This window comes from Wenyingzhuangia sp. IMCC45574 (assembly GCF_054182685.1).
Window position 1 is genome coordinate 1,907,970 of sequence record NZ_CM135169.1, and the last position, 21,613, is coordinate 1,929,582.

20 protein-coding genes are annotated in these 21,613 nt (G+C 34.7%); 17 read left to right on the top strand and 3 right to left on the bottom strand.

What is annotated here, in order from left to right; translation table 11 throughout:
• Positions 1-176 precede the first annotated feature (176 nt).
• Positions 177-332 carry a hypothetical protein gene (locus ACXHHC_RS08110; protein WP_458229127.1) on the top strand — a complete coding sequence of 52 codons (156 nt, stop codon included), beginning with the start codon at positions 177-179 and terminating at the stop codon, positions 330-332.
• A gap of 39 nt (positions 333-371) precedes the next feature.
• Here ACXHHC_RS08110 and ACXHHC_RS08115 read toward each other — a convergent pair whose 3' ends face one another.
• The 3 genes from ACXHHC_RS08115 to nirB all read right to left on the bottom strand — a co-directional run bounded on the left by ACXHHC_RS08115 (position 372) and on the right by nirB (position 3,766).
• The gene (locus tag ACXHHC_RS08115) at positions 372-740 is read right to left on the bottom strand and encodes an RDD family protein (RefSeq protein ID WP_458229128.1); all 369 of its coding nucleotides are present in this window, start codon (positions 738-740) and stop codon (positions 372-374) included.
• A gap of 103 nt (positions 741-843) precedes the next feature.
• Positions 844-1,218, bottom strand: a complete 375-nt coding sequence (gene nirD / locus ACXHHC_RS08120) for a nitrite reductase small subunit NirD (RefSeq protein ID WP_458229129.1) — start codon at positions 1,216-1,218, stop codon at positions 844-846.
• A gap of 25 nt (positions 1,219-1,243) precedes the next feature.
• Entirely contained in the window at positions 1,244-3,766 is a 2,523-nt protein-coding gene (gene nirB, locus ACXHHC_RS08125) for a nitrite reductase large subunit NirB (protein WP_458229130.1), read from the bottom strand.
• A gap of 239 nt (positions 3,767-4,005) precedes the next feature.
• Here nirB and ACXHHC_RS08130 point away from each other — a divergent pair, with 239 nt between their 5' ends.
• From ACXHHC_RS08130 to ACXHHC_RS08205, 16 genes are all read left to right on the top strand, one after another.
• Entirely contained in the window at positions 4,006-4,584 is a 579-nt protein-coding gene (locus ACXHHC_RS08130; RefSeq protein WP_458229131.1) for a Crp/Fnr family transcriptional regulator, read from the top strand.
• A gap of 168 nt (positions 4,585-4,752) precedes the next feature.
• Positions 4,753-6,123 carry a CmpA/NrtA family ABC transporter substrate-binding protein gene (locus ACXHHC_RS08135; RefSeq protein WP_458229132.1) on the top strand — a complete coding sequence of 457 codons (1,371 nt, stop codon included), beginning with the start codon at positions 4,753-4,755 and terminating at the stop codon, positions 6,121-6,123.
• A 114-nt stretch (positions 6,124-6,237) separates the two neighbouring features.
• Positions 6,238-7,473: an ABC transporter permease gene (locus ACXHHC_RS08140; protein WP_458229133.1), complete on the top strand. Its 1,236-nt coding sequence runs from the start codon at positions 6,238-6,240 to the stop codon at positions 7,471-7,473.
• A 21-nt stretch (positions 7,474-7,494) separates the two neighbouring features.
• The gene (locus ACXHHC_RS08145; RefSeq protein WP_458229134.1) at positions 7,495-8,346 is read left to right on the top strand and encodes an ABC transporter ATP-binding protein; all 852 of its coding nucleotides are present in this window, start codon (positions 7,495-7,497) and stop codon (positions 8,344-8,346) included.
• 13 nt (positions 8,347-8,359) lie between these two features.
• A complete protein-coding gene (locus tag ACXHHC_RS08150; RefSeq protein ID WP_458229135.1) occupies positions 8,360-9,166 on the top strand; it encodes an ABC transporter ATP-binding protein in 807 nt (268 codons plus the stop codon).
• Positions 9,167-9,253: 87 nt separating this feature from the next.
• Positions 9,254-10,507 carry an alginate export family protein gene (locus tag ACXHHC_RS08155; protein ID WP_458229136.1) on the top strand — a complete coding sequence of 418 codons (1,254 nt, stop codon included), beginning with the start codon at positions 9,254-9,256 and terminating at the stop codon, positions 10,505-10,507.
• 274 nt (positions 10,508-10,781) lie between these two features.
• On the top strand, positions 10,782-11,261 hold the full coding sequence (locus ACXHHC_RS08160; RefSeq protein WP_458229137.1) for a globin family protein: 480 nt from the start codon (positions 10,782-10,784) through the stop codon (positions 11,259-11,261).
• Positions 11,262-11,303: 42 nt separating this feature from the next.
• Positions 11,304-12,116, top strand: a complete 813-nt coding sequence (locus ACXHHC_RS08165; protein WP_458229138.1) for a c-type heme family protein — start codon at positions 11,304-11,306, stop codon at positions 12,114-12,116.
• Positions 12,117-12,132: 16 nt separating this feature from the next.
• Positions 12,133-12,612 (top strand): hypothetical protein, encoded by a 480-nt coding sequence (locus tag ACXHHC_RS08170; RefSeq protein WP_458229139.1) that lies wholly within the window; start codon positions 12,133-12,135, stop codon positions 12,610-12,612.
• Positions 12,613-12,625: 13 nt separating this feature from the next.
• Positions 12,626-13,651: a 2Fe-2S iron-sulfur cluster-binding protein gene (locus ACXHHC_RS08175; protein ID WP_458229140.1), complete on the top strand. Its 1,026-nt coding sequence runs from the start codon at positions 12,626-12,628 to the stop codon at positions 13,649-13,651.
• A gap of 5 nt (positions 13,652-13,656) precedes the next feature.
• Positions 13,657-14,367 (top strand): cytochrome c3 family protein, encoded by a 711-nt coding sequence (locus tag ACXHHC_RS08180; RefSeq protein ID WP_458229141.1) that lies wholly within the window; start codon positions 13,657-13,659, stop codon positions 14,365-14,367.
• A 155-nt stretch (positions 14,368-14,522) separates the two neighbouring features.
• Positions 14,523-18,053, top strand: coding sequence for a molybdopterin-dependent oxidoreductase (locus ACXHHC_RS08185; RefSeq protein WP_458229142.1), 3,531 nt, complete (start codon positions 14,523-14,525; stop codon positions 18,051-18,053).
• A gap of 5 nt (positions 18,054-18,058) precedes the next feature.
• The gene (locus tag ACXHHC_RS08190) at positions 18,059-19,498 is read left to right on the top strand and encodes a rubredoxin (RefSeq protein WP_458229143.1); all 1,440 of its coding nucleotides are present in this window, start codon (positions 18,059-18,061) and stop codon (positions 19,496-19,498) included.
• 32 nt (positions 19,499-19,530) lie between these two features.
• Positions 19,531-20,724 (top strand): molybdopterin molybdotransferase MoeA, encoded by a 1,194-nt coding sequence (locus ACXHHC_RS08195; protein WP_458229144.1) that lies wholly within the window; start codon positions 19,531-19,533, stop codon positions 20,722-20,724.
• 10 nt (positions 20,725-20,734) lie between these two features.
• Positions 20,735-21,304: a molybdenum cofactor guanylyltransferase gene (mobA, locus tag ACXHHC_RS08200; protein WP_458229145.1), complete on the top strand. Its 570-nt coding sequence runs from the start codon at positions 20,735-20,737 to the stop codon at positions 21,302-21,304.
• The gene (locus ACXHHC_RS08205) at positions 21,298-21,537 is read left to right on the top strand and encodes a MoaD/ThiS family protein (RefSeq protein WP_458229146.1); all 240 of its coding nucleotides are present in this window, start codon (positions 21,298-21,300) and stop codon (positions 21,535-21,537) included. Before mobA ends, ACXHHC_RS08205 begins: the two co-directional genes overlap by 7 nt.
• Positions 21,538-21,613 lie beyond the last annotated feature (76 nt).

The window sequence follows — 21,613 nt, forward strand, 5'->3', positions numbered from 1 at the left end:
TAATTAGATTCTTAAAAAACAAAACAACAAATGCAAAAACACAGAACACCTGCGAAATCACTCACAAACTAAAAAGGGAAGTTAACCTGCTTAAAGTCAGATTTTAAAACACTCATTTCCAGTAACTTTGTATATATAAAATTCTTCTTAGTTAATAATTTAAAAAAAGCAGCCTTATGAAAAGTTCTTCTTACACACACTACTTTGACATGATTCTAAAAGTAAAAAGCAACAATCCTGAGTTATACGTAGCCACGTATAATGAGGCTAAAAGAAATTTAATCCCAAAAGAATTTCGATTGCTGCAACAAAAAATATCTAAAGCTGCTTAACAAAAAAATCCTCTCAAAAACTGAGAGGATTTTTTTTGTTTATAACCTGGCTTCATCTAAAACTACTCTTGATTTTGAGAATTTATCATGCCACATTGTTCTTTCCTTACTAAAGAAAATTGAAAAAGCCTCGAAAGGCACAAATCTCAACAAACTCCTTATCAATACTTTTGTTATTGATTTCCCTCCAACAAAATCTACTCTTAACTTAAACAACTTCTTACCTAAGGTACGATCAGAAAAATATTCTGACAACCAAAAATAAAGTGTTTGAACAACGACAATAATAACAAATGTATTGGTAGAATAAGCACCTAATTCGGCCTTTCTAATAATAGGGGAAACGATAAAAGAAACAAAAAAAGTATCCACATAAAAAGCCGCGAATCTTCTAATCAAATAATTCATTCTATTTTTTTTTCAAAAGTACACTAAAAACCAAAAAGCCCAATGAAAAGATCACTGGGCTTCGTTGAGTATAAAACAAACTTAATTAATAAAACATTTTTTACTAATTAGTACCTATGTAGACGTATCCGTCTTCAATTTTTACTGGATAAACTGCAATTGAGTAGTCTTCTCCATTTAAGTTCTCTCCTGTTTCTAAAGAGAATGTTTTTTTATGCAATGGACATGCTATTTTTGGTGTACCACAATCTTCACCAATCATACCTCTAGACAAAACCATCTCCATTTTATGAGGACATACGTTTTGCGATGCATACCATTTTCCTTCTGCAGCAAAATTGAACACTGCAATTTGTTTATCTTCTATTTTTACACAAGCTCCTCCATTTTCTGGAAATTTAGATACTGGAGCCGCTTTGAACCAAGTTGTTACTTCTGATTCTGATAATGTTTTATATTGTTCTAAAATTGAACTCATGTTTTTAATTTTTAATAGTTAGAAATTAAGACCACAATTTTGGCATTTTTTGATCTCTTAAAGCAACAAACTCAATATTACTGTCACTTTCCTCCGAATTTACAAAGTGCGCAAAACGATTGTTTTGATCATCTATGTTTTCGATAGCCTCTTTCCACTCACACTTATAAGCATCAACCAACCCTTGCATATCTTTATCAAACTCCTCGCATAAACCTAAAGAGTCATTAATTACCACATCTTTTACATGCTCAATTCCTCCTTCTATTTTATCTAACCAAGCTGCAGTTCTTACCAAAGGTCCGGCTGTCTTAATATAGTACATTAAGAAACGGTCTGTATACTTAATTACCTCTTCGTTGGTAATTTTTTCTGCTAACAATTCAGCATGTCTTGGAGTAGCACCTCCGTTACCACCAATGTATAGGTTCCATCCACCTTCTACAGCAATGATACCAAAGTCTTTTCCTCTTGCCTCTGCACACTCACGAATACATCCAGAAACTCCTCCTTTTAATTTATGTGGAGAACGCAATCCTTTGTATCTGTTTTCTATTTCAATACCAAAAGATACAGACTCATCCATACCGTAACGACACCAAGTAGAACCTACACATGTTTTTACTGTACGTAAAGATTTACCATACGCATGTCCCGATTCGAAACCTGCATCAATCAATTCTTTCCAAATTAATGGCAACTGATGTAATTCTGCCCCAAAGAAGTCAATACGAACCCCTCCTGTTATCTTTGTATATAAATCGTATTTTTTACCTATTTCTCCTAAAATAATCAACTGATCTGGAGTAATTTCTCCTCCTGGAATTCTAGGCACTACAGAATACGTACCATTACGTTGAATATTTGCCAAGAACTTATCATTAGAATCTTGGTACTGGTTATGATCGTTACCAGTATCTGCATAAATACTTGCAAATAAAGAAGAAGCCAAAGGCTTACAAGTTTCACAACCTAATTTTCCTTTACCATGCTTTTCTAACAACTCGTCATAGGTCTTAATCCCTGTAACCTTAATAATATCATATAACTCTTGACGAGAATAATCAAAGTGTTCACAAACAGTTTCTTTTACAGTAACACCTAAAGATTTTAATGACTCATTTACCAAGTCTGTTACCATAGGCTTACATCCACCACAACCTGTAGTTGCTTTGGTTGCAGCTGCAACTTCCTTAACAGAAGTCATTCCTTCGTCTGTTACTTTACAACAAATATCTCCTTTAGTTACACCTTCACAAGAACAAACTACCGCAGAATCTGGCAAATCCATTGCAGAACCAAACGCTGCATCTTCACCTCCACGAGCCCCTAAGATTAAATCTTCTGGATTCTCTGGAATTGCCATTCCGTTTAAGTAAATCTGGTGTAACATATTGTAGTCAGATGCATCCCCTACCAAGATTCCTCCTAGTAAAGATTTTCCATCTTTAGATACAACTATCTTTTTATAAACTCCCTGAAATTTATTTTCATATACAATAGCTTCTGAATCTTCATTTTCCTCTAAAGCATCTCCAAAACTTGCCACATCAATACCAGACAACTTTAATTTAGTTGACATATCAATATGAGTTGGCATAGCCGATTCTGTTTCACCAACAATTTGATCTACAGCAACACCCGCCATATCATATCCTGGAGCAACCAAACCATAAATCATTTGGTTTAACAAAGCACATTCTCCAACAGCATAAATACTATCATCAGATGTTTTCATATCGTTAGTTACCAAAATTCCTCCACGAGTACCTACTTCTAAACCACAAGTTTTAGCTAGTTCATCTCTTGGTCTAATACCTGCAGAAACTAACAACATATCTACTGGTAAAGTTTCATCCTCAGAAAACTTCATTCCAGTAATAGCTCCATCACCCTCTATATTCTGAGTTCCTTTACTCAATAAAATCTTTATTCCTAAATCCTCTAATTTAGACTGTAAAGATTTACTTGCATCGTTATCTAACTGTCTCGGCATTAACCTAGGAGCAAACTCCACTACAGAAGTCTCTAAGCCCATATCTATAATTGCCTTTCCAGCTTCTAAACCTAACAAACCACCACCTAAAATAGCCGCTTTCCCATCAGGTTTTTGCTTTTTAATTTCGGCAACATAAGCCATTGTAGCATCTAAATCCTCTATTGTTCTATATACAAAAACCCCTTTTTTCTCTACCCCTGGAATTGGAGGCACAAAAGCAGAAGATCCTGTAGCCAGTACCAATACATCATAAGAATACTCACTATCTTTAATTGTAGTAATTGTTTTTGAATCTCTATGAATGTCGGTTACACGTTCATTTGTGATCAATTCAATATTATTTTCTTCGTACCAAGATCTTGGAGCCATACTTAAACGCTCAGCATTTTGGTCTGCAAAGTACTCGCTTAAGTGTACTCTATCGTATGCTGGCCTAGGTTCTTCACCAAATACGATTACCTTATAAGCTTCGTTTCCTGCCTTAGCAACAAGCTTTTCACAAAACTTGTAACCCACCATTCCGTTACCTATTACTAAAATTGTTTTCATATATAAAGAAGTTTGTTTTACTTTGTAAAGATAATGCAAATATACGTAGAAATACTTAGTTTGACAAAATAATTCATAAATTTGCATATAAATACGTAGTAAAAATGAGTTACAACTGTTCGAGTTGCACTAATGAGAAGTGCCTGATTAAAAAGAATCTAAACCACATAAACAACATTGACCCAAACATTACGGATCAAAAACACACGATCCAATGTAAAAAGTCCAGACAGTTTATTATGGAAGGGGCTCCTGTAAACGGCCTATACTTTATATATAGTGGTAAAGTAAAAGTGATTAAAACCGGATACAACGGAAAAGAACAAATATTAAGACTATCCAAAGACGGAGAAGTTATTGGACACCGTGGTTTTGGTATGGGAGAAACTTACAAGATTGGTGCTACCGCAATTGAAGACACTATATTATGTAACTTCTCTTCTACATTACTTAAAGATATTTTAATGTCTGAACCAAAAGTAACTTTTGACTTTATGCATTTCTACGCAAATGAACTGAATAGAAGTGAAACCAAAGTTAAAACCATGTCTCAAATGACCGTTAGAGAAAAAGTTATCGACATGCTTTTATATATATTTAGAAAGTTTGGTAACCAAGAATCTGGCAACGTAGGACTAGAACTATCTAGAAAAGAATTGGCAGACTACGCAGGAACTACGGACGAACAAGTAATACGTATTTTATCTGCTTTAAAGAAAGAAGAATTGATCTTTACCAAAGCAAAACTAATTAAAATATTAGACGTCAATAAGTTAAAGAAAGAAATCTCTGAACACAACTTCTTCTTAGACAGCTAACAAACTAAGTAAATACCTAAGTAACAAATACAAAAACTGCCCTCAGGCAGTTTTTTTTATGCCTAAAAACTTGTTTCAACGTGTAAAACCAGGTGTTACCTAAATAAATTACGTACATACCTTTGCCTCATCTAAGTATTAGTACGTAATTAATTAAAAACATCGAATATGAAAATTACATTCTTAAAGATCTCTTCTTTATTCGCAGCAGCTATTTTATTAGCTTCTTGTGGTGGTAAGAAAAAAGAGACAAAAACAGAAGAGGCTGCTCCAGTGGCTGAAACTTTAGAAATTGAGAAGCCACAGTTAACTTTTGGTTTCATTAAATTAACAGATATGGCTCCTTTAGCAATTGCTAAAGAAAAAGGATTCTTTGAAGAAGAAGGATTATTCGTATCTGTAGAAGCACAAGCTAACTGGAAAAACGTATTAGACCGTGTAATTGATGGACAATTAGATGGATCTCACATGTTAGCAGGTCAGCCAATTGCTGCTCAAGCAGGATTTGGACGTCAAGCTGAATTAGTAACTCCTTTCTCTATGGACTTAAACGGAAACGGTATTACAGTTTCTAACAAAGTATGGGACGGTATGAAACCACACGTTAAAAAAGGAGCTGACGGAAAACCAATCCACCCAATTAGTGCAGAAGCATTAAGACCAGTAGTAGATAGCTACAAAAAAGAAGGAAAGCCTTTTAAAATGGGTATGGTATTCCCTGTATCTACACACAACTACGAAATTCGTTACTGGTTAGCTGCAGCTGGAATTCACCCAGGTATGTACTCTTCTGATAACATTCAAGGACAAGTTGATGCTGAAGTTTTATTATCTGTAACTCCTCCGCCACAAATGCCAGCTACATTAGAAGCAGGAACTATCTACGGATACTGTGTAGGAGAGCCATGGAACCAACAAGCTGTATTTAAAGGTATTGGAGTTCCTGTTACAACAAACTACGATATTTGGAAAAACAACCCAGAGAAAGTATTTGTATTAACTAAAGAATTTACTGAAAAATACCCTAACACTACTGTAGCAATTACAAAAGCATTAATTAGAGCTGGTAAGTGGTTAGATACTCCAGGAAACAGACAAGAAGCTGTTGAAATCTTATCTATGCCTCAGTATGTAGGAGCACCTGTAAACGTATTAGCTAACTCTATGACTGGAACTTTCGAATTCGAAAAAGGAGACAAAAGAGAAATGCCAGACTTTAACGTATTCTACCGTTACAACGCAACTTACCCATTCTACTCTGATGCAGTATGGTTCTTAACTCAAATGAGAAGATGGGGTCAAATTCCAGCATCTAAGCCAGCTGAATGGTACGCTAACAAAGCAAAAGATATTTACAAGCCAGGAATCTGGAAGAAAGCTGCTGAATTATTAGTAAAAGAAGGAAAAATTCCTGCTACTGATATTCCTCAAACTGATGGATACAAGCCAGCTACTGCAGACTTTATTGATGGAACTAAGTATGATGGTAAAGATCCAATTGGATACATCAACTCATTCAAAATTGGTAACAAAGACTAATCTACACATAGATTAAATACTCAATGCAGAGCACCTAACCAGTGCTCTGCATTTAAAAAAAGCTTACACACACTGAAGAATTAAGTAAGTATTAAGGAAACACAAAAATATATCATGAAAGATTCAATTATTAGAGTAATTAAATTTATCGGTTTGGGGTTCTTAGAACCAATCGTTCGATTAATATACAAAGAAGACCCAAAGAAGAATGTGAATGAAATTTTCAAGAAAATCATCGCACCATTGGGTTCTATCATCGCTTTTATGTTCTTATGGAACATTGCAGCAAATTCATTGTACGATAGTCTTTCAGAATCAAAAATTGAAAAAGCAAGAGAAGTTGGTGGAGACAAAGAAGCAGATAGAGTAGCTAAACTAATTTTATCAGCTAAGAAAAAATTAAATGGAGAATACATTGTAAGCGACGATCCTGCAGCATTGGAAGAATTAAAAAGAGACGATGTAAACGCAGTTGCAATTGCACAAGAAGATGGTACTTATAAAATTAAGAGTGCCTTAACTCCAGACGAAAAGAAAGAAGTACCAGTAACATTGCCTTCTCCTTTTCAAACAAAAAATGCTTATTACACATTATTAATTGACTACAAGGTAGTAAGCGCAGACAAATCTGCATTTAAAGCTAGAACACAAAAAATGAACGAAAAACGTGTAGCTGCTGGAAAAAAAGCCATCACATACACAGGTAGACCATCGTTTGTTGATCAGATTTTAACAAGTTTAAAAACGGTATTTGCCGGTTTCTTATTAGCCTTATTTATTGCAGTTCCAATAGGTATTATTATTGGATTGAACGAAACATTAAGAGCCTCTATCACTTGGATTATACAAATATTTAAGCCTGTTTCTCCTGTAGTGTGGTTATTATTAGTAACAATGGTAGTTACCACCTTATTAAGAAACTCTGACGGAGATAGCTCTTTTATCATATCATTTATATCAGTTGGATTATGTTCTATGTGGGCAACTTTAGTAAACACTGCAATGGGAGTATCGTCTGTAAACACAGATTACATTAACGTTGCTTCTGTTTTAAAACTAAAACCATTACAGAAAATCACCAAAGTTGTACTACCAGCATCATTACCATTAATCTTTACAGGTTTACGTATTACTTTATCTGTTGCTTGGATGGTATTAATCGCAATTGAATTATTAGCACAATCTCCTGGTTTAGGATCATTTGTATGGGAAGAATTCCAAAATGGAGCGAACGACTCAAATTCAAAAATTATTGTAGCCATGTTTGTTATTGGATTGATTGGTTTTGCATTAGACAAAATCATGACACTTATCCAAGGATTAATTTCTTTTGAAAAAGACGCTATATAACAAACTATAAACTGAATAATTATGGCAATTTTAGAATTAAAAGACATATACAAAACATACAATCCCACCAAGGAGTACAAAGGAGAAATATTAGACAATATAAACCTAAGTATTGAAGAAGGAGAGTTTGTAGCCATTGTTGGTTTCTCTGGTAGTGGAAAAACCACCTTAGTAAACTTAATCAATGGCTTACTAGAACCAACAGAAGGAGAAGTTCTTTTTAAAGGAAAAAAGGTTGAAGACACTAGCCACGAACGTGGAGTAATCTTCCAAAACTACTCTTTACTTCCATGGTTAACCGTATATCAAAACATTGATATGGCAATACAAGAAGCTTTTCCAAAAGCTTCTAAACAAGAAAAAGATGTTCGTGTAAAAGAATATATAGAAATGGTTGGATTAACTCATGCTACCAACAAAAGACCTAAGGAACTTTCGGGAGGTATGAGACAGCGTGTATCTGTAGCCAGAGCATTATGTATGGATCCAGAAATGATCATTATGGACGAGCCTCTTGGAGCACTAGATGCTTTAACTCGTGGTAATTTACAAGATGAAATTTTAAAAATCTGGGAGCGTAACAAAAGAACCGCTCTGTTAATTACCAACGACGTAGATGAAGCAATCTACATGGCAGACAGAATTATTCCTTTAAAACCAGGACCAAAAGCAACTTTAGGACCAGAATTTAAAGTGAATATAGAAAGACCAAGAGACAAGACTAGTTTAAATGATAACCCTGAGTATAAAAAAACTCGTAATACAATTATTGAGTATTTAATGAACTTAGGAGAAGAGCAAGCTGCTCAAAGTACGGCTGAATACGAATTACCAGATATTCAACCAAAAGACTTTAGATGGCACTCTAAATAAAACACTGAAGATTATGTTTACAGGACACAAAGAAATAGAAAAATTCCCCTCTAACGATGTAATGCTTGACTTAGTAGACCTAAAGAAAGTATACCCAACACCAAAGGGAGACTACGTAGTTTTAGAAGACCTAAACCTACAAATAAAGAAAGAAGAATTCATTACAATTATTGGGCACTCTGGTTGTGGAAAAACAACCATGCTTTCTATGATTGCTGGATTAAATGAAATATCAGGAGGAAAAATTACAGTATTAGGTAGTAGTATTAAAGGACCTGGACCAGACAGAGGTGTTATATTTCAATCGCCTAGTTTAATGCCTTGGCTAACTGTTTTAGACAATGTAATGTTAGGGGTAAAAAAGGTATACCCACACGCTACTAAAAAGCAAAAAGAAGATATCTGTAAATACTACTTACATAAAGTAGGAATGGATGCTTATTTAAATAAAAGAGCTTCTGAAATCTCTCAAGGAGAGCAACAACGTGTAGGTATTGCAAGAGCATTTGCTATAAAACCAAAAGTATTGTTATTAGACGAACCATTTGGGATGTTAGATTCTTTAACCCGTGGTCAGTTACAAGATGTATTAATTGATGTATGGAACAAAGAAAAAATTACTGCTCTAATGATTACACACGATGTGGATGAGGCAGTTTTCTTAGCAGACCGTGTAGTAATGATGACCAGTGGTCCTAAAGCTAAAATTGGAGATGTTTTATCTATTGACTTTGAAAGACCAAGAACTCGTAAAGCAATTTTAGAGCACGACGATTATTACAAGTACAGAAAACACTTAATAGACTTCTTAGAGCACTAAGAAGCACATGACAAAAATCACATGAATTAAGACCCAACAGTCTTAATATTACAAATTAGATAATAAATTAAATTAAACTTCAAAATTATGAAACTTAAACAATCATTATTAGTTGCTGGTTTTGCTTTAGCTGGAATCGCAAGCACACAGGCTCAAAAATTTTCTTTATCTGGAGAATTTAGACCACGTACAGAATTAGGTGGTAACGGAGGTCCTTTTACTAACACTCCAGCTACACCAGGAGGTAACACAGCTGCTGTTGGTTCTGAAGCATTTATCAAAACTTCTGTTAGAGCTGCATTGAAAGCTACTTACACTACAGATTCTTACACTGTATTTACAAGCTTTCAAGAAGTTTTCTTCTTAGGTGATAGACCTCAAATTTCTGCTGGAGGTAACGGAAACTTAAGAGTTCAGGAGGCTTGGGCTGACTTGAAATTAGGAGAATATGCTAGTTTAAAAATTGGACGTCAACCACTATCTTACGACGATCAAAGAATCTTAGGAGGATTAGGATGGGCACAACAAGCAAGAACTCACGATGCTGTTGTTTACAAATACTCTAAAGACGGTTACAACTTAGACTTAGGAGCATCTTTAAACACTTATGCTGGTACTGTGTACCCTACAGCTAACTTATTCTCATACAGAGACATGGGATTCTTAAGAGTTAACAAAAAATACGGTGGATTAAACATTAGTTTATTAGGATTAGTAAACACTTACCAAGCCGGAACTGAAAATAAATCGACTTTAACAACTGCTGGTATTCATGCAGATTATAAAGTTGGAGGGTTAGGATTACACTTAAACGCATTCATCCAAGACGGTCAAAGAGCTGGAGATGTTACAGTTGACGGTGCATACTTAGCTAGTTTAGATGCTGACTACAAATTAGACAAAGTTACTTTAGGTTTAGGGTACGAAACTATCTCTGGTAGAACTGACGACTCAGCTGCTTTCTTCCCATTATACGGTACAAACCACAAGTTTAATGGTTTAATGGATAGATTCTATGTTGGTAACAATGGTAACGCTGGAGGTTTAAATGACTTTCACGCTTCTGTAGCAACTAAAATTGCTGGAGCTGCAGTATCTTTAAAAGGTCACATCTTTACAGAAGTTGAAGACGTTGCTACTGCACCAGGAAGTAACACTGGAGCGGTTGGTTTAGACGGAAAAGATTTAGGATCTGAATTAGATTTAGTTGTAGCTAAAGGATTTAAAGGATACAAAGTTGTTGGAGGATACTCTCAATTCTTTGAGCCAGATGGTGTATCTGCTCAAGGTGCTCAAAACTGGGCATGGGTTATGTTAATCATCGCTCCTAAATTCTTATAAGATATTTAAAACATTAAGGAATTCCTTAATCCTTAATTATTCAGTGTTAAGAGCTCAAGCATTATTGCTTGAGCTTTTTTCGTTTATGCACACAAAAAATCATCATCAAAAAAAAACAAATACTTAAAAACCAACATCTTAAAAACTATCAATTAACATATAATTATACATAATAAAACACCCGCCACTTTGCAGTTACACATACACCACTAGATACATACTCCGTATTTTTACGTAGACAAACTAAGTATTAATTCTAAATTTTATATATACCATGAGTTTTTTATCAAAACTATTCGGAAAGAAGAAGGAAGTTGCTGTAGAGGAAAAAGAAATCATTCCAGCAAAAACAGTTGAACTGGTTCAGACTTCTTTTGAAAAAGTGAAACCAATTGCCGCTACTGCTGCAGAAATCTTCTACACTAAGTTGTTTGAATTAGATCCTAATTTAAAACCATTATTCCCTGCTGCAGACGAAGACAAAATGAAAGAGCAAGGAAACAAGTTAATGACTATGTTATCTGCTGCTGTTGCTGGTTTATCTAACGTAGAAGGCTTAATTCCTGTTTTACAAGACTTAGGTAAAAGACATGTTGCTTACAGAGTAGAAAAATCTCACTACGATACAGTTGGAGCCGCTTTATTAGATACTTTAGCCGCTGGTTTAGGTGACGAATTTACTCCTGAAGTAAAACAAGCTTGGACAGATGTATACGGAGTGATGGCTTCTGTTATGATTGAAGCTGCTTACTAAACAACTCACATTCATTATAATAATCAACTAAAAATAATCAACATGAATACTATCAAACTATACCTAAAAAAAGCTACTCTATTCTGCTCTTTAATAGTAATCTCTTGTGGAGGGGTACCCGAAGAAACTACGACTACAAGCACAGAGTCTAAAGCATTTGCAGTTGCAGACGTATTAACTATGGTAGCACACGAGAACGACATTACAAGAACTTTATACACAAAAGCTATTGTTGGTGGTGGTAAAAAACAAGGATTTAAATTCGACGAAGACTGGCAAGACGAAGCTGTAGAAGCAGGACCATTACCAGCTTTATTTTTAAGAGGAATTGCAAACGATATTCGTAAAGGAGATGTGCCTTTAGGTCTATACTTAGGATCTGACTTCCCAATCAACGCTTCTAACAAATTAGAAGGAAAGCAAGCTACATTGTTCGAACAAATTAAAAAAGACAGAAAACCTGCTCATTTCTTTGACGAAGAGGCAAAACAATACACTGCAATGTTTGCTGATGTTGCCGGAGCTGCTCCATGTGTAAGCTGTCATAACAAACACCCACAAACTACTAAAACAGACTGGAAATTAGGAGACGTAATGGGTGCTACTACTTGGCAATATCCTAAAGACTCTTTAAGCTACACAGAAGCTATGGGTGTGTTAAAAGCATACAGAGATGGTACAAAAGCAATCTACAACGACTACTTAGCTGAAATTGCTGCATTTAAAGAAAGTGAAAAACCAACAGTTGGTGACAAATGGCCATCTGCAGGTAAATACTTACCAACTCCAGAAGTATTTATTGATAGTGTAAGAAAATTATCTGCATACACTACCATGTCTTCTTTAATGAAATAATTTTTAATCAGATTTGATGAAAAATCAAAAGATCATAACTATTATAGGACTAGTATTATTCTGTAGCTATTTGCTACAGGATATACTAGGACTAAAAATTCAAGCCCTTGAAACGCTTCAAGCTCAAGAAATGTTCACTAGATGGACAGGTTTAGCTTTAGGAATATTTATTGCTTTTCAATGGTCACTTACTTTTGTAAGAATCATCCCTAAACTTAGAGCCAAATCTCTTCTTTTTACGGAAATTCATAAATGGATTGGTGTATTTAGTCCCATATTATTCTACATACACACTACATCATTTGGATACGGATACCTAGGATTATTAAGCTACGTATTCCTATCTAACATGCTACTAGGAACCATCAATTTAGATGTGATTAAATCTCAGAAAGACTGGGTCTTTAAATCATGGATGATTTTACACGTAGGTTTCTCCATGTTGATAACAGTAATTATGTTTCTGCATATAGGAACAGTTTTCTACTACAAATAAACCTGAATAATTAATGAAACTAAAAGTAAAAGAAATAATCCCAGAAACTAGGGATGCTGTAACCGTTTGTTTTAAAAATGGTAATTTTTTCAGAAAGATTAAGTACTTACCTGGACAATTCATTATGTTGGATTTTAAAATAGGGAAAGACGTAGTAAAAAGAGCCTACTCTTTTAGTAGTAGTCCAGACACAGAAACAGATCTAAGAATTACTGTTAAAAAAGTAAAAGGAGGTTACGTATCCAACTACATTAACAATATTTTAAAGGTAGGAGACACCGTTAAGGTAGATGTAGCAATGGGAAGTTTCTTAGTAAACCCCAACAAAGACAACGTTACACAATATGTTCTTTTTGGTGCAGGTAGTGGAATTACCCCTGTTTATTCTATTGCAAAGTCTGTTTTACTAAAAGAACCAAAATCTAAAGTGTTATTGATTTACGCAAATCAAGACAAAGACAATATTATTTTCTTTAACGAAATTAGTGAACTTGCAAAAAAATACCCTCATAGTTTTTCTGTAGAACACGTACTTGCAGAAAACGACAACCCCGATTATCACTCAGGATTCTTAACAACAGAAATACTAGAAACTATTTTCTTAAAACATGAATTAGCTTTTGAACCACATAAATACATGATGTGTGGACCTAGTGGATTTATGGACAACACCGTTAAGCTTTTAAAAGAAAAAGGAATACAGAGAAACCAAATAATGCTTGAAGCCTTTAAAGCTCCAGCTGTAAAAGTATCTGGTAAAAACCTAAAAGCACAAGTTACCTTAAAATACAAAGGAAAAACGTACGAAATGGAAGTCCCTGGAGATAAAACCATTTTGCAAACAGCCATGAACAACAACATTCCTCTTCCCTACTCATGTAGATCTGGAATGTGTAGTACTTGTATTGGAAAATGTATAGATGGTGAAGCCACTATGAGCAAAGGTCATATTCTAAGCGAAAGCCAAGTACAAGATGGTGAAGTATTAACCTGCGTAACTTACCCAAATAGCGAAAAAGTAACCATAGAAATAGCATAATTAATATGTTCGAAATAAACCCTTTAAGAAAAAGACAATTTTATGGTATTATCATCGGTATTGTAGTAGCAACTATAGCCGTTTGTACTTTAATATTTGTAAAGCCTGCAGAGGAATACATGAGTATAGGACCTATGAATACGGGTCATGAAGGTTTTTCTTGTAACACATGTCACTCTGATGCTAAGGGTAACTGGATGCAGCAAATTCAATCCAACTCCCAATACGCAATAGGTATGAGAAAACACGCTGTTGAATTTGGATCGCTGCCTGCAGACACCAAAAAATGTTTGGCTTGTCACGAAAGAGACAATGACAGACACCCTACACATCGTTTCTTAGAGCCTAAGTATAAAAAAGCTGTAAAAGAGATTGATGCTACGAACTGTAAAACATGTCATACAGAACACAACGGAATTAGACTTACGTTGACAAACGGTAACTATTGTATCAACTGTCATAGCGATACGAAAGTTAAAAACGACCCAGTAGACATTCCACATGAAGAACTGTTTAACAAAGGAATGTGGAGTACTTGTTTACAATGTCACGATTTCCACGGAAATCACCAGGCGAAAGCAGCCACTTTAATGAAAGACACCATACCAATGGCTACGATTCAAAATTATTTTATGGGGGGTAACGACCCTTACAAAGGTGTTAAAAAATTCAAAGCTCTTTCCGAGCAAGAATGGATTAAGAAATACGTAAAATAGTTTTTTCATTTTTTTAAATATTTGTTTTGTAAGACCACTTGCTATCGCAGGTGGTCTTTTTTTTACGTCTTAAAACAACATCTACGTATTTATACTTAAAATTTACGTAATTTTTTAATATCTTTGTATCAGTATTCTATCTAAATACAAATCACATGTCTGTAAATAAATCATATAAATCAACTTGTTCTTACTGCGGAGTAGGTTGTGGAATCATAGTTGACAAAGATGCAAATGGAACTTTAAAAGTAAAAGGAGATCCAGAACACCCAGTAAACAAAGGAATGCTTTGTTCCAAAGGAATGAATCTTCACTATGTAGCACAAGACACTACAGACAGGATTTTGTACCCAGAAATGAAATGGAGTAAAAACCATCCTTTAAAAAGAGTTTCTTGGGACACTGCTTTTGAAAGAGCTGCTGCTGTTTTTAAATCGATTATTGACAAGCATGGACCTGACAGTGTTGGTTTCTACGTATCTGGACAGTGTTTAACAGAAGAATACTATTTAGTTAACAAACTAACTAAAGGATTTATTGGAACCAACAACATAGACACCAATTCCAGACTATGTATGAGTTCTGCTGTAGTAGGATACAAAAAAACGTTAGGAGAAGATTCTGTTCCTATTGCTTATGCAGATATAGAACTGGCTGATACTTTCTTAATTACTGGAGCAAACCCAGCTTGGTGTCACCCTATTTTATTTAGAAGATTAGAAGCACACAAAGAAGCCAACCCAGACACTAAAATAATAGTTGTAGACCCTAGAAAAACGCAAACAGCTGCTATGGCAGATTTGCATTTACAAATTCAACAAGGTACCGATGTTGTTTTAAACAATGCAATTGTACGTGAATTGATTGAAACCGGAAAAGCAGACTACGATTTTATAAATAACTATACCAACAATTTTGAAGACGTTAAAAAATTAGTTTTTGAGACCACGATTGAAGATGCTGCTAAAATCTGTGATATTAAGGTTGAAGAAATAAAATTAGCTGCAGAATACATTGGAGATGCCAAAGGATTCATAAGTATGTGGACCATGGGATTAAACCAAAGTATTATTGGAGTAGATAAAAATGTTTCTTTGTTAAACATTTCATTGGTTACAGGGCAAATTGGTAAGCCAGGTTCTGGTCCTTTCTCTTTAACAGGACAGCCCAATGCAATGGGAGGTCGTGAAGTTGGAGGAATGGCAAATTTATTAGCGGTTCATAAAAACTTAGAAGACCCAGCACACAGAAAAGAAGTTTCTGACTTCTGGGGATCTAATCCTATAAACCCTAAACCAGGGTACACAGCAACTAAAATGTTTGATGCATTAGACAAAGGTGATTTAAAAGCCATTTGGATTATTTGTACAAACCCAGTTGTAAGTTTACCAAACTCTAACAAAGTAGAAAGAGCACTAAAGAAAGCGAAATTTGTAGTAGTACAAGACATTTCTCATAATGCAGAAACGACTAAATTTGCAGATTTATTATTACCTGCAGCAGGTTGGTTAGAGAAAGAAGGGACTATGTCTAACTCAGAACGTAGAATTTCTTACTTAGAAAAAGGAATAGAACCTCCTGGAGAAGCATTACCAGATGTAGAAATCTTATGGAAATTTGCACAAGCAATGAAGTACAAAGGTTTTGATTACAACAATGCAGAGGAAGTTTACAAAGAATACGTACAGATGACCAAAGGAACCAATATTGACATTACTGGTTTATCTTACGACAAATTAAAAGCAAACGGAACGGTACAATGGCCAGTTCCTACTGAGGACAGCGAAGGAACACCAAGGTTATTTACAGACAATAAATTCTACACTAAAGACGGAAAAGCCAACTTTAATGTACCTCAACAAATATTTAACCAATCGGAACAACCTACAGAAGAACACCCTTTAATTTTAAATACGGGTCGTATTCGTGATCAGTGGCATACACGTACCAAAACAGGTAAGGTTAAACGTTTATTAACGCACATAGAAGGACCTTATGTAGAAATGCACGAAGAGGATGCCAAAGAAAGAGGAGTTGAAGAAGGAACCGTGGTAATTGTAAGTAACGAAAGAGGTACTACTAGAGTAAAAGCTGTTATTAATAAAGACATTAAAAAAGGCTCTATTTTTATGCCAATGCACTTTGGTAGAGTATCTGGAGACGATTTTGGTCGTGCCAATAACTTAACCAACGAATTAATAGACCCTACTTCTAAAGAGCCTGATTTTAAGCACGCAGTTGCTCAGGTAACAAAATACAAGAAAGAAAAACAGAAAATTTGTTTAATTGGAGCGGGTTCTGCTTCTTACAGATTTATACAAACCTATAGAGAGCACAATTACGAAGATCAGATTGATGTATTTTCTTTAGAACCATACCCATTCTACAACCGTGTAATGTTACCAGAATACATTAACGAAGAGATGACATGGGAGCAATTACAAAAGATTAAGAAAGGAGAACTTGATAAACTACAGGTTACCTTACATGCAAGTTGTAGCATCCAAAAAATTAACAAAGAAGAAAAAACAATTGTTGATAGTAACGGAAACACGCACAATTACGACATCTTAATTATGGCTACAGGAAGTAGAGCCTTTGTACCTAACAACTACAGAATGGACATTCCTGGTGCATTTACCATGCGTACCAGAAAAGATGCCGATGCATTAAAAGCACACCTAGAGAAATCTGGATTGCCAGAAAGCGAACAACATGTTACTATTGTTGGTGGTGGATTATTAGGATTAGAACTTGCTGCTTCTTTATCTAAAATAGACATTAAATCTAGTATTATACAACGAGCAAACCGACTAATGGAACGTCAGTTAGACTTAGTTTCTAGTAGATTGCTTGGACAAGATGTTGCAGAAAGAGGAATTCAGGTTCACTACAACAACGAGGTAGATACTGTTTTTGAAACAGATAAAGAAACAGAATTAGAAGTTAGATTAAAAACTGGAAAAGTGATTAAAACCAATGCCGTTGTATACGCTATTGGTACCATTCCAAATATTGAACTAGCAAGAGATATAAAATTAAAATGTGGAAGAGGAGTTGAAGTAAATCAACACTTACAATCTAGCGACCCAAGTATTTTTGCTCTTGGAGAAATTGCTCAGTTTGGTGGTTGGTTGTTCGGAATTACTTCTGCTGCAGAACAACAAGCAGATATTGCAGCAAAATATATTTTAGGAGATTTAGGAAGTATCTATCAAGGATCTGTACTAATGAACATCTTAAAATTTGAAAACTTAGACTTGTGTAGTATTGGGAATATAGAAATTCCTAAAGGAGACAAATCTTACGAACAAATTATTCTTACAGACGAACGCAAACGTTACTATAAAAAATGTGTTGTTAAAGACGATGTATTGGTAGGATGTGTTCTTATGGGAGACAAAAAAGAATTTGCAGAATTCAAGACTTTAATAGAAGATAGAGTAGAATTATCTGACAAAAGAGATGAGCTGCTACGTGGTAGCGGTGGTGGAGAACCAGTACTAGGTAAATTAGTTTGTTCTTGTAGCCAAATTGGAGAAGGAAACTTACAAAAAGCTATAGACGGAGGATGTACAGACTTTACCGAACTATGTAAATCTACTGGTGCAGGAATGGGATGTGGTAGTTGTAAACCAGAAGTAAGAGATATTTTAAAAGAATCATTAATGACTGTTAACGCTTAAGCAAAATGGATACGTTAAAAAGAATTTTTATCAACGGAGGAGTAACTACTCCTAATGAATTAAAACAAATTATTCAATTAGCCAAAGCCTTAAACTTAAACAGCATTAGCTTTGGTTCTAGACAGGATATTCTGTTGCCAGTAAAAGAGAATCAGGAACATTTACTAAAAACTTATTTCCCTGAATTTAAACAGGACATAGAAGAAAACCACAAGTTTCAAAACATTGTATCTTCATACGTTTGTGCTGATGTATTCCCGCAAACATCTTGGTTAAGTGCTACTACCTACTTGTACTTACACGAAGAATTTAAATACAATCCTGCCCTAAAAATAAACTTGGTAGATCCGCAACAAAACTTAGTTCCTATTTACAATGGACAGCTAAACTTTATTGCCTCTAAAGATCCAGATTATTGGTTCTTAAACTTAAATCTTCCTGGATGGGATAAGGACATTAATTATCCTGTTCTAGTATACACTTGGAACATCTCTAAAATTGCAAAAGTAATAGAAGATGAATACCAAAACTTTACCAACATTCAGGATTTATACAACCGTGTAAACGAATTGGTAGACACCAACAATAAGGTAATTACTGAACCTTTATCTATTCCATACAAACCATTTCCTTATTACGAAGGAATGAACAAAATGGGAATTAGCCAATATTGGCTAGGTCTGTATTGGAGAAACAATCAATACGACATTAAGTTCTTAGAAGACTTTTGCGACTTCTGCATGGACTACAAAATAAGTAGAATTTGTATTACTCCTTGGAAATCTATTATTGTTAAAGGTATTGACAAAGAATATAAATTTATGTTGGAAAAATTCTTAGGACAACGAGGAATCAACGTTCGTCACTCGTCTTTAGAATTAAACTGGCATTTACCTGTAGACAATGAAGAAGCTTTAAAACTAAAACGTTTTATTGTAAAATCATTCGACCAGAACGATATAAGCACTTATGGATTGACCATTGGATACGGAGAAAGAGACAGAAACACACAGTACTTTACCTCTATGGTGATCGAGAAAAATCCATCGCCTAAGATTGTAAACGAATTCGAAAACTTTAGTACTTACAACGTGTTGTACTGTAAAAACTTTAATCCTAATACCAAAGAGTATATTTCGCACGCTCAAAACGTAGAAGAGATAGAATTACCTGGATTGTTAATGCAATTAAGTCAATTGTACTTTGAACAGTTAGACAATAATACAGAAAACATAGCCAAGCCTACAGAAATTAGCGATACCGGACTGGGAGAAAATACAGTACACCAGTGTGCACACTGTATGTCTGTATACGATTCTGAAATTGGAGACGAATTGGCCGACATTACTCCTGGAACTTCGTTTGAAGAACTTCCAGAAGATTATGAATGCAACCTGTGTGGTGCACCAAAATCTGATTTTAAAGAAGTGATATTACAAGCATAAATACTAATTTTGCTTCTTAAAACTCAAATTTTATGGACGGTAAATTTATGGTTAGCATAGAAGAAGCGATTGAATTAGTTCACGCATCTACAGGTTTAGGAGAAATTAAAAAAGTTTCACTTTTAGAAGCTTTAAACCTGTATTTAGCAGAAGATTCTTTCTCTCCTATTCACATGCCGCCATTTAACCAATCTGCAATGGATGGTTATGCCGTTCTATACGACAATGAACATCAGAATAACTTTGCTTTAGTTGATGAAATAAAAGCTGGGGACAATAAAAACCCATTATTAGAAAAAGGACAAGCTGTTAGAATTTTTACAGGTGCCCCTACTCCAACCAACGCGAATGCGGTTATTATGCAAGAAAACACCAACGTAGAAAATGGTGTTTTAATTATAGAAGATACATTAACAACGCACAAAAACATCCGTTTAAAAGGGGAGCAAATTAAACAAGACAATTTAGCTTTAGCCAAAGGAGAAAAATTAAACGCTGCCGCTATAGGTTTCTTAGCAACATTAGGAATTACAGAAGTGGCTGTATATAGCAAACCTAAAATATCTATTGTAGTTACTGGTAACGAATTAGTAACTCCGGGAACAACATTAGAATTTGGTCAGATATACGAAAGCAATGCAATTATGCTACAAGCTGCTTTGCTAAAAAAAGGCTTTAACAATAGCAATATCCTTAAGGTGAAAGACGATTACGAGTCTACCAAAACAATGCTAAAGACTGCCATTGAGGATAGTGACTTTGTAATCATTTCTGGAGGAATCTCTGTTGGTGATTATGATTTTGTAGGAAAAGCTTTGCTAGAACTAAATACAGAACAAGTTTTCTATAAAATCAAGCAAAAACCTGGAAAGCCAATGTTCTTGGGTAAAAACGGAACAACCACCATTTTTGCATTACCAGGAAACCCTGCTTCTGCCCTAACTTGTTTTTATATTTATATAGAATCTGCGTTACAAAAATACATTGGAAACACAGACTACATTCAAAACTCTATTGACCTAGTACTCGAAAACGATTACGTAAAAAAAGGAATTAGAGGAGAATTTTTAAAAGCCAAAAAAACCAAGAATGGTGTAGAAATTTTAGGAAGTCAGAGTTCTGCTATGCTAAATACCTTTGCGCAAGCAGATGCATTGATTTACCTAGATGAAGAAGTTAGAACTTATCATAAAGGAGAAATTGTTAAGACTTATATAATTCATTAATCCAATTGCTATGGAAAAGAATATTACAGGAATTATTCTCGCTGGCGGTAAAAGCTCTCGCATGGGTACCGACAAAGGGTTTATCCTATTAGACGGCACTCCATTTATACAACACATCATTAACAACCTTAAAGACATTGTTGATGAAATTATTATTGTTAGCAATAACTCAGATTACGATCAATTTGGAATAAAACGAATTCCAGACAACATTAAAGATTACGGCCCTATTGCAGGTGTATACACAGGATTAAAAGCCAGTAAAACAGATTATAATTTAGTCATTAGTTGCGATGCTCCTAAGGTAGATTTAGAAGTGTTTAAACCCCTACTTAAAGAACGCAACGATTATTACGATGTGGTACAATACATTGCCAACTCTAGAACAACCCCACTAACAGCCTTATACCACAGAAAGTGTTTAAAAATATTTAAACTAGCTTTGCAAAATAAAATACAGAAACTTCGTTTTGTAGTAAAGCAATTAAACACAAAGACACTAGTAGCCCCAGACGAAATAAGGCCCAAAATTGTGAATATAAACACCCCAAGAGATTTAGAGAAATACAATATATGTTAGTAAAAGTTAAATATTTTGGAATGATTCTAGAACAAGTAAAAACTGATAGTGAATTATTAACTATAGAAGAACACTCTTCTATTAAAGATGTAGAATCTGTTATTTTAGCTAAATATCCTGGTATTAAAAACATAACTTACAACATTGCATTAAACCTTTCTATTAAAGATACATCTACGCTCTTAAACAACGGAGACGAATTAGCCTTTTTACCACCATTTGCTGGAGGATGATTATATTTGCACTATCAATTAAAGATTTAAAATTAAAGACCGAAAAGTCTTGAGTATTGAGTCTTGAATCTTAAAT

What these genes read in the sequence shown, in the direction of transcription:
- ACXHHC_RS08110 (WP_458229127.1), top strand. Translation starts at nt 177, where the DNA reads ATGAAAAGTTCTTCTTACACACACTACTTTGACATGATTCTAAAAGTA.
- ACXHHC_RS08115 (WP_458229128.1), bottom strand. Translation starts at nt 740, where the DNA reads ATGAATTATTTGATTAGAAGATTCGCGGCTTTTTATGTGGATACTTTT.
- nirD (WP_458229129.1), bottom strand. Translation starts at nt 1,218, where the DNA reads ATGAGTTCAATTTTAGAACAATATAAAACATTATCAGAATCAGAAGTA.
- nirB (WP_458229130.1), bottom strand. Translation starts at nt 3,766, where the DNA reads ATGAAAACAATTTTAGTAATAGGTAACGGAATGGTGGGTTACAAGTTT.
- ACXHHC_RS08130 (WP_458229131.1), top strand. Translation starts at nt 4,006, where the DNA reads ATGGAAGGGGCTCCTGTAAACGGCCTATACTTTATATATAGTGGTAAA.
- ACXHHC_RS08135 (WP_458229132.1), top strand. Translation starts at nt 4,753, where the DNA reads ATGAAAATTACATTCTTAAAGATCTCTTCTTTATTCGCAGCAGCTATT.
- ACXHHC_RS08140 (WP_458229133.1), top strand. Translation starts at nt 6,238, where the DNA reads ATGAAAGATTCAATTATTAGAGTAATTAAATTTATCGGTTTGGGGTTC.
- ACXHHC_RS08145 (WP_458229134.1), top strand. Translation starts at nt 7,495, where the DNA reads ATGGCAATTTTAGAATTAAAAGACATATACAAAACATACAATCCCACC.
- ACXHHC_RS08150 (WP_458229135.1), top strand. Translation starts at nt 8,360, where the DNA reads ATGTTTACAGGACACAAAGAAATAGAAAAATTCCCCTCTAACGATGTA.
- ACXHHC_RS08155 (WP_458229136.1), top strand. Translation starts at nt 9,254, where the DNA reads ATGAAACTTAAACAATCATTATTAGTTGCTGGTTTTGCTTTAGCTGGA.
- ACXHHC_RS08160 (WP_458229137.1), top strand. Translation starts at nt 10,782, where the DNA reads ATGAGTTTTTTATCAAAACTATTCGGAAAGAAGAAGGAAGTTGCTGTA.
- ACXHHC_RS08165 (WP_458229138.1), top strand. Translation starts at nt 11,304, where the DNA reads ATGAATACTATCAAACTATACCTAAAAAAAGCTACTCTATTCTGCTCT.
- ACXHHC_RS08170 (WP_458229139.1), top strand. Translation starts at nt 12,133, where the DNA reads ATGAAAAATCAAAAGATCATAACTATTATAGGACTAGTATTATTCTGT.
- ACXHHC_RS08175 (WP_458229140.1), top strand. Translation starts at nt 12,626, where the DNA reads ATGAAACTAAAAGTAAAAGAAATAATCCCAGAAACTAGGGATGCTGTA.
- ACXHHC_RS08180 (WP_458229141.1), top strand. Translation starts at nt 13,657, where the DNA reads ATGTTCGAAATAAACCCTTTAAGAAAAAGACAATTTTATGGTATTATC.
- ACXHHC_RS08185 (WP_458229142.1), top strand. Translation starts at nt 14,523, where the DNA reads ATGTCTGTAAATAAATCATATAAATCAACTTGTTCTTACTGCGGAGTA.
- ACXHHC_RS08190 (WP_458229143.1), top strand. Translation starts at nt 18,059, where the DNA reads ATGGATACGTTAAAAAGAATTTTTATCAACGGAGGAGTAACTACTCCT.
- ACXHHC_RS08195 (WP_458229144.1), top strand. Translation starts at nt 19,531, where the DNA reads ATGGACGGTAAATTTATGGTTAGCATAGAAGAAGCGATTGAATTAGTT.
- mobA (WP_458229145.1), top strand. Translation starts at nt 20,735, where the DNA reads ATGGAAAAGAATATTACAGGAATTATTCTCGCTGGCGGTAAAAGCTCT.
- ACXHHC_RS08205 (WP_458229146.1), top strand. Translation starts at nt 21,298, where the DNA reads ATGTTAGTAAAAGTTAAATATTTTGGAATGATTCTAGAACAAGTAAAA.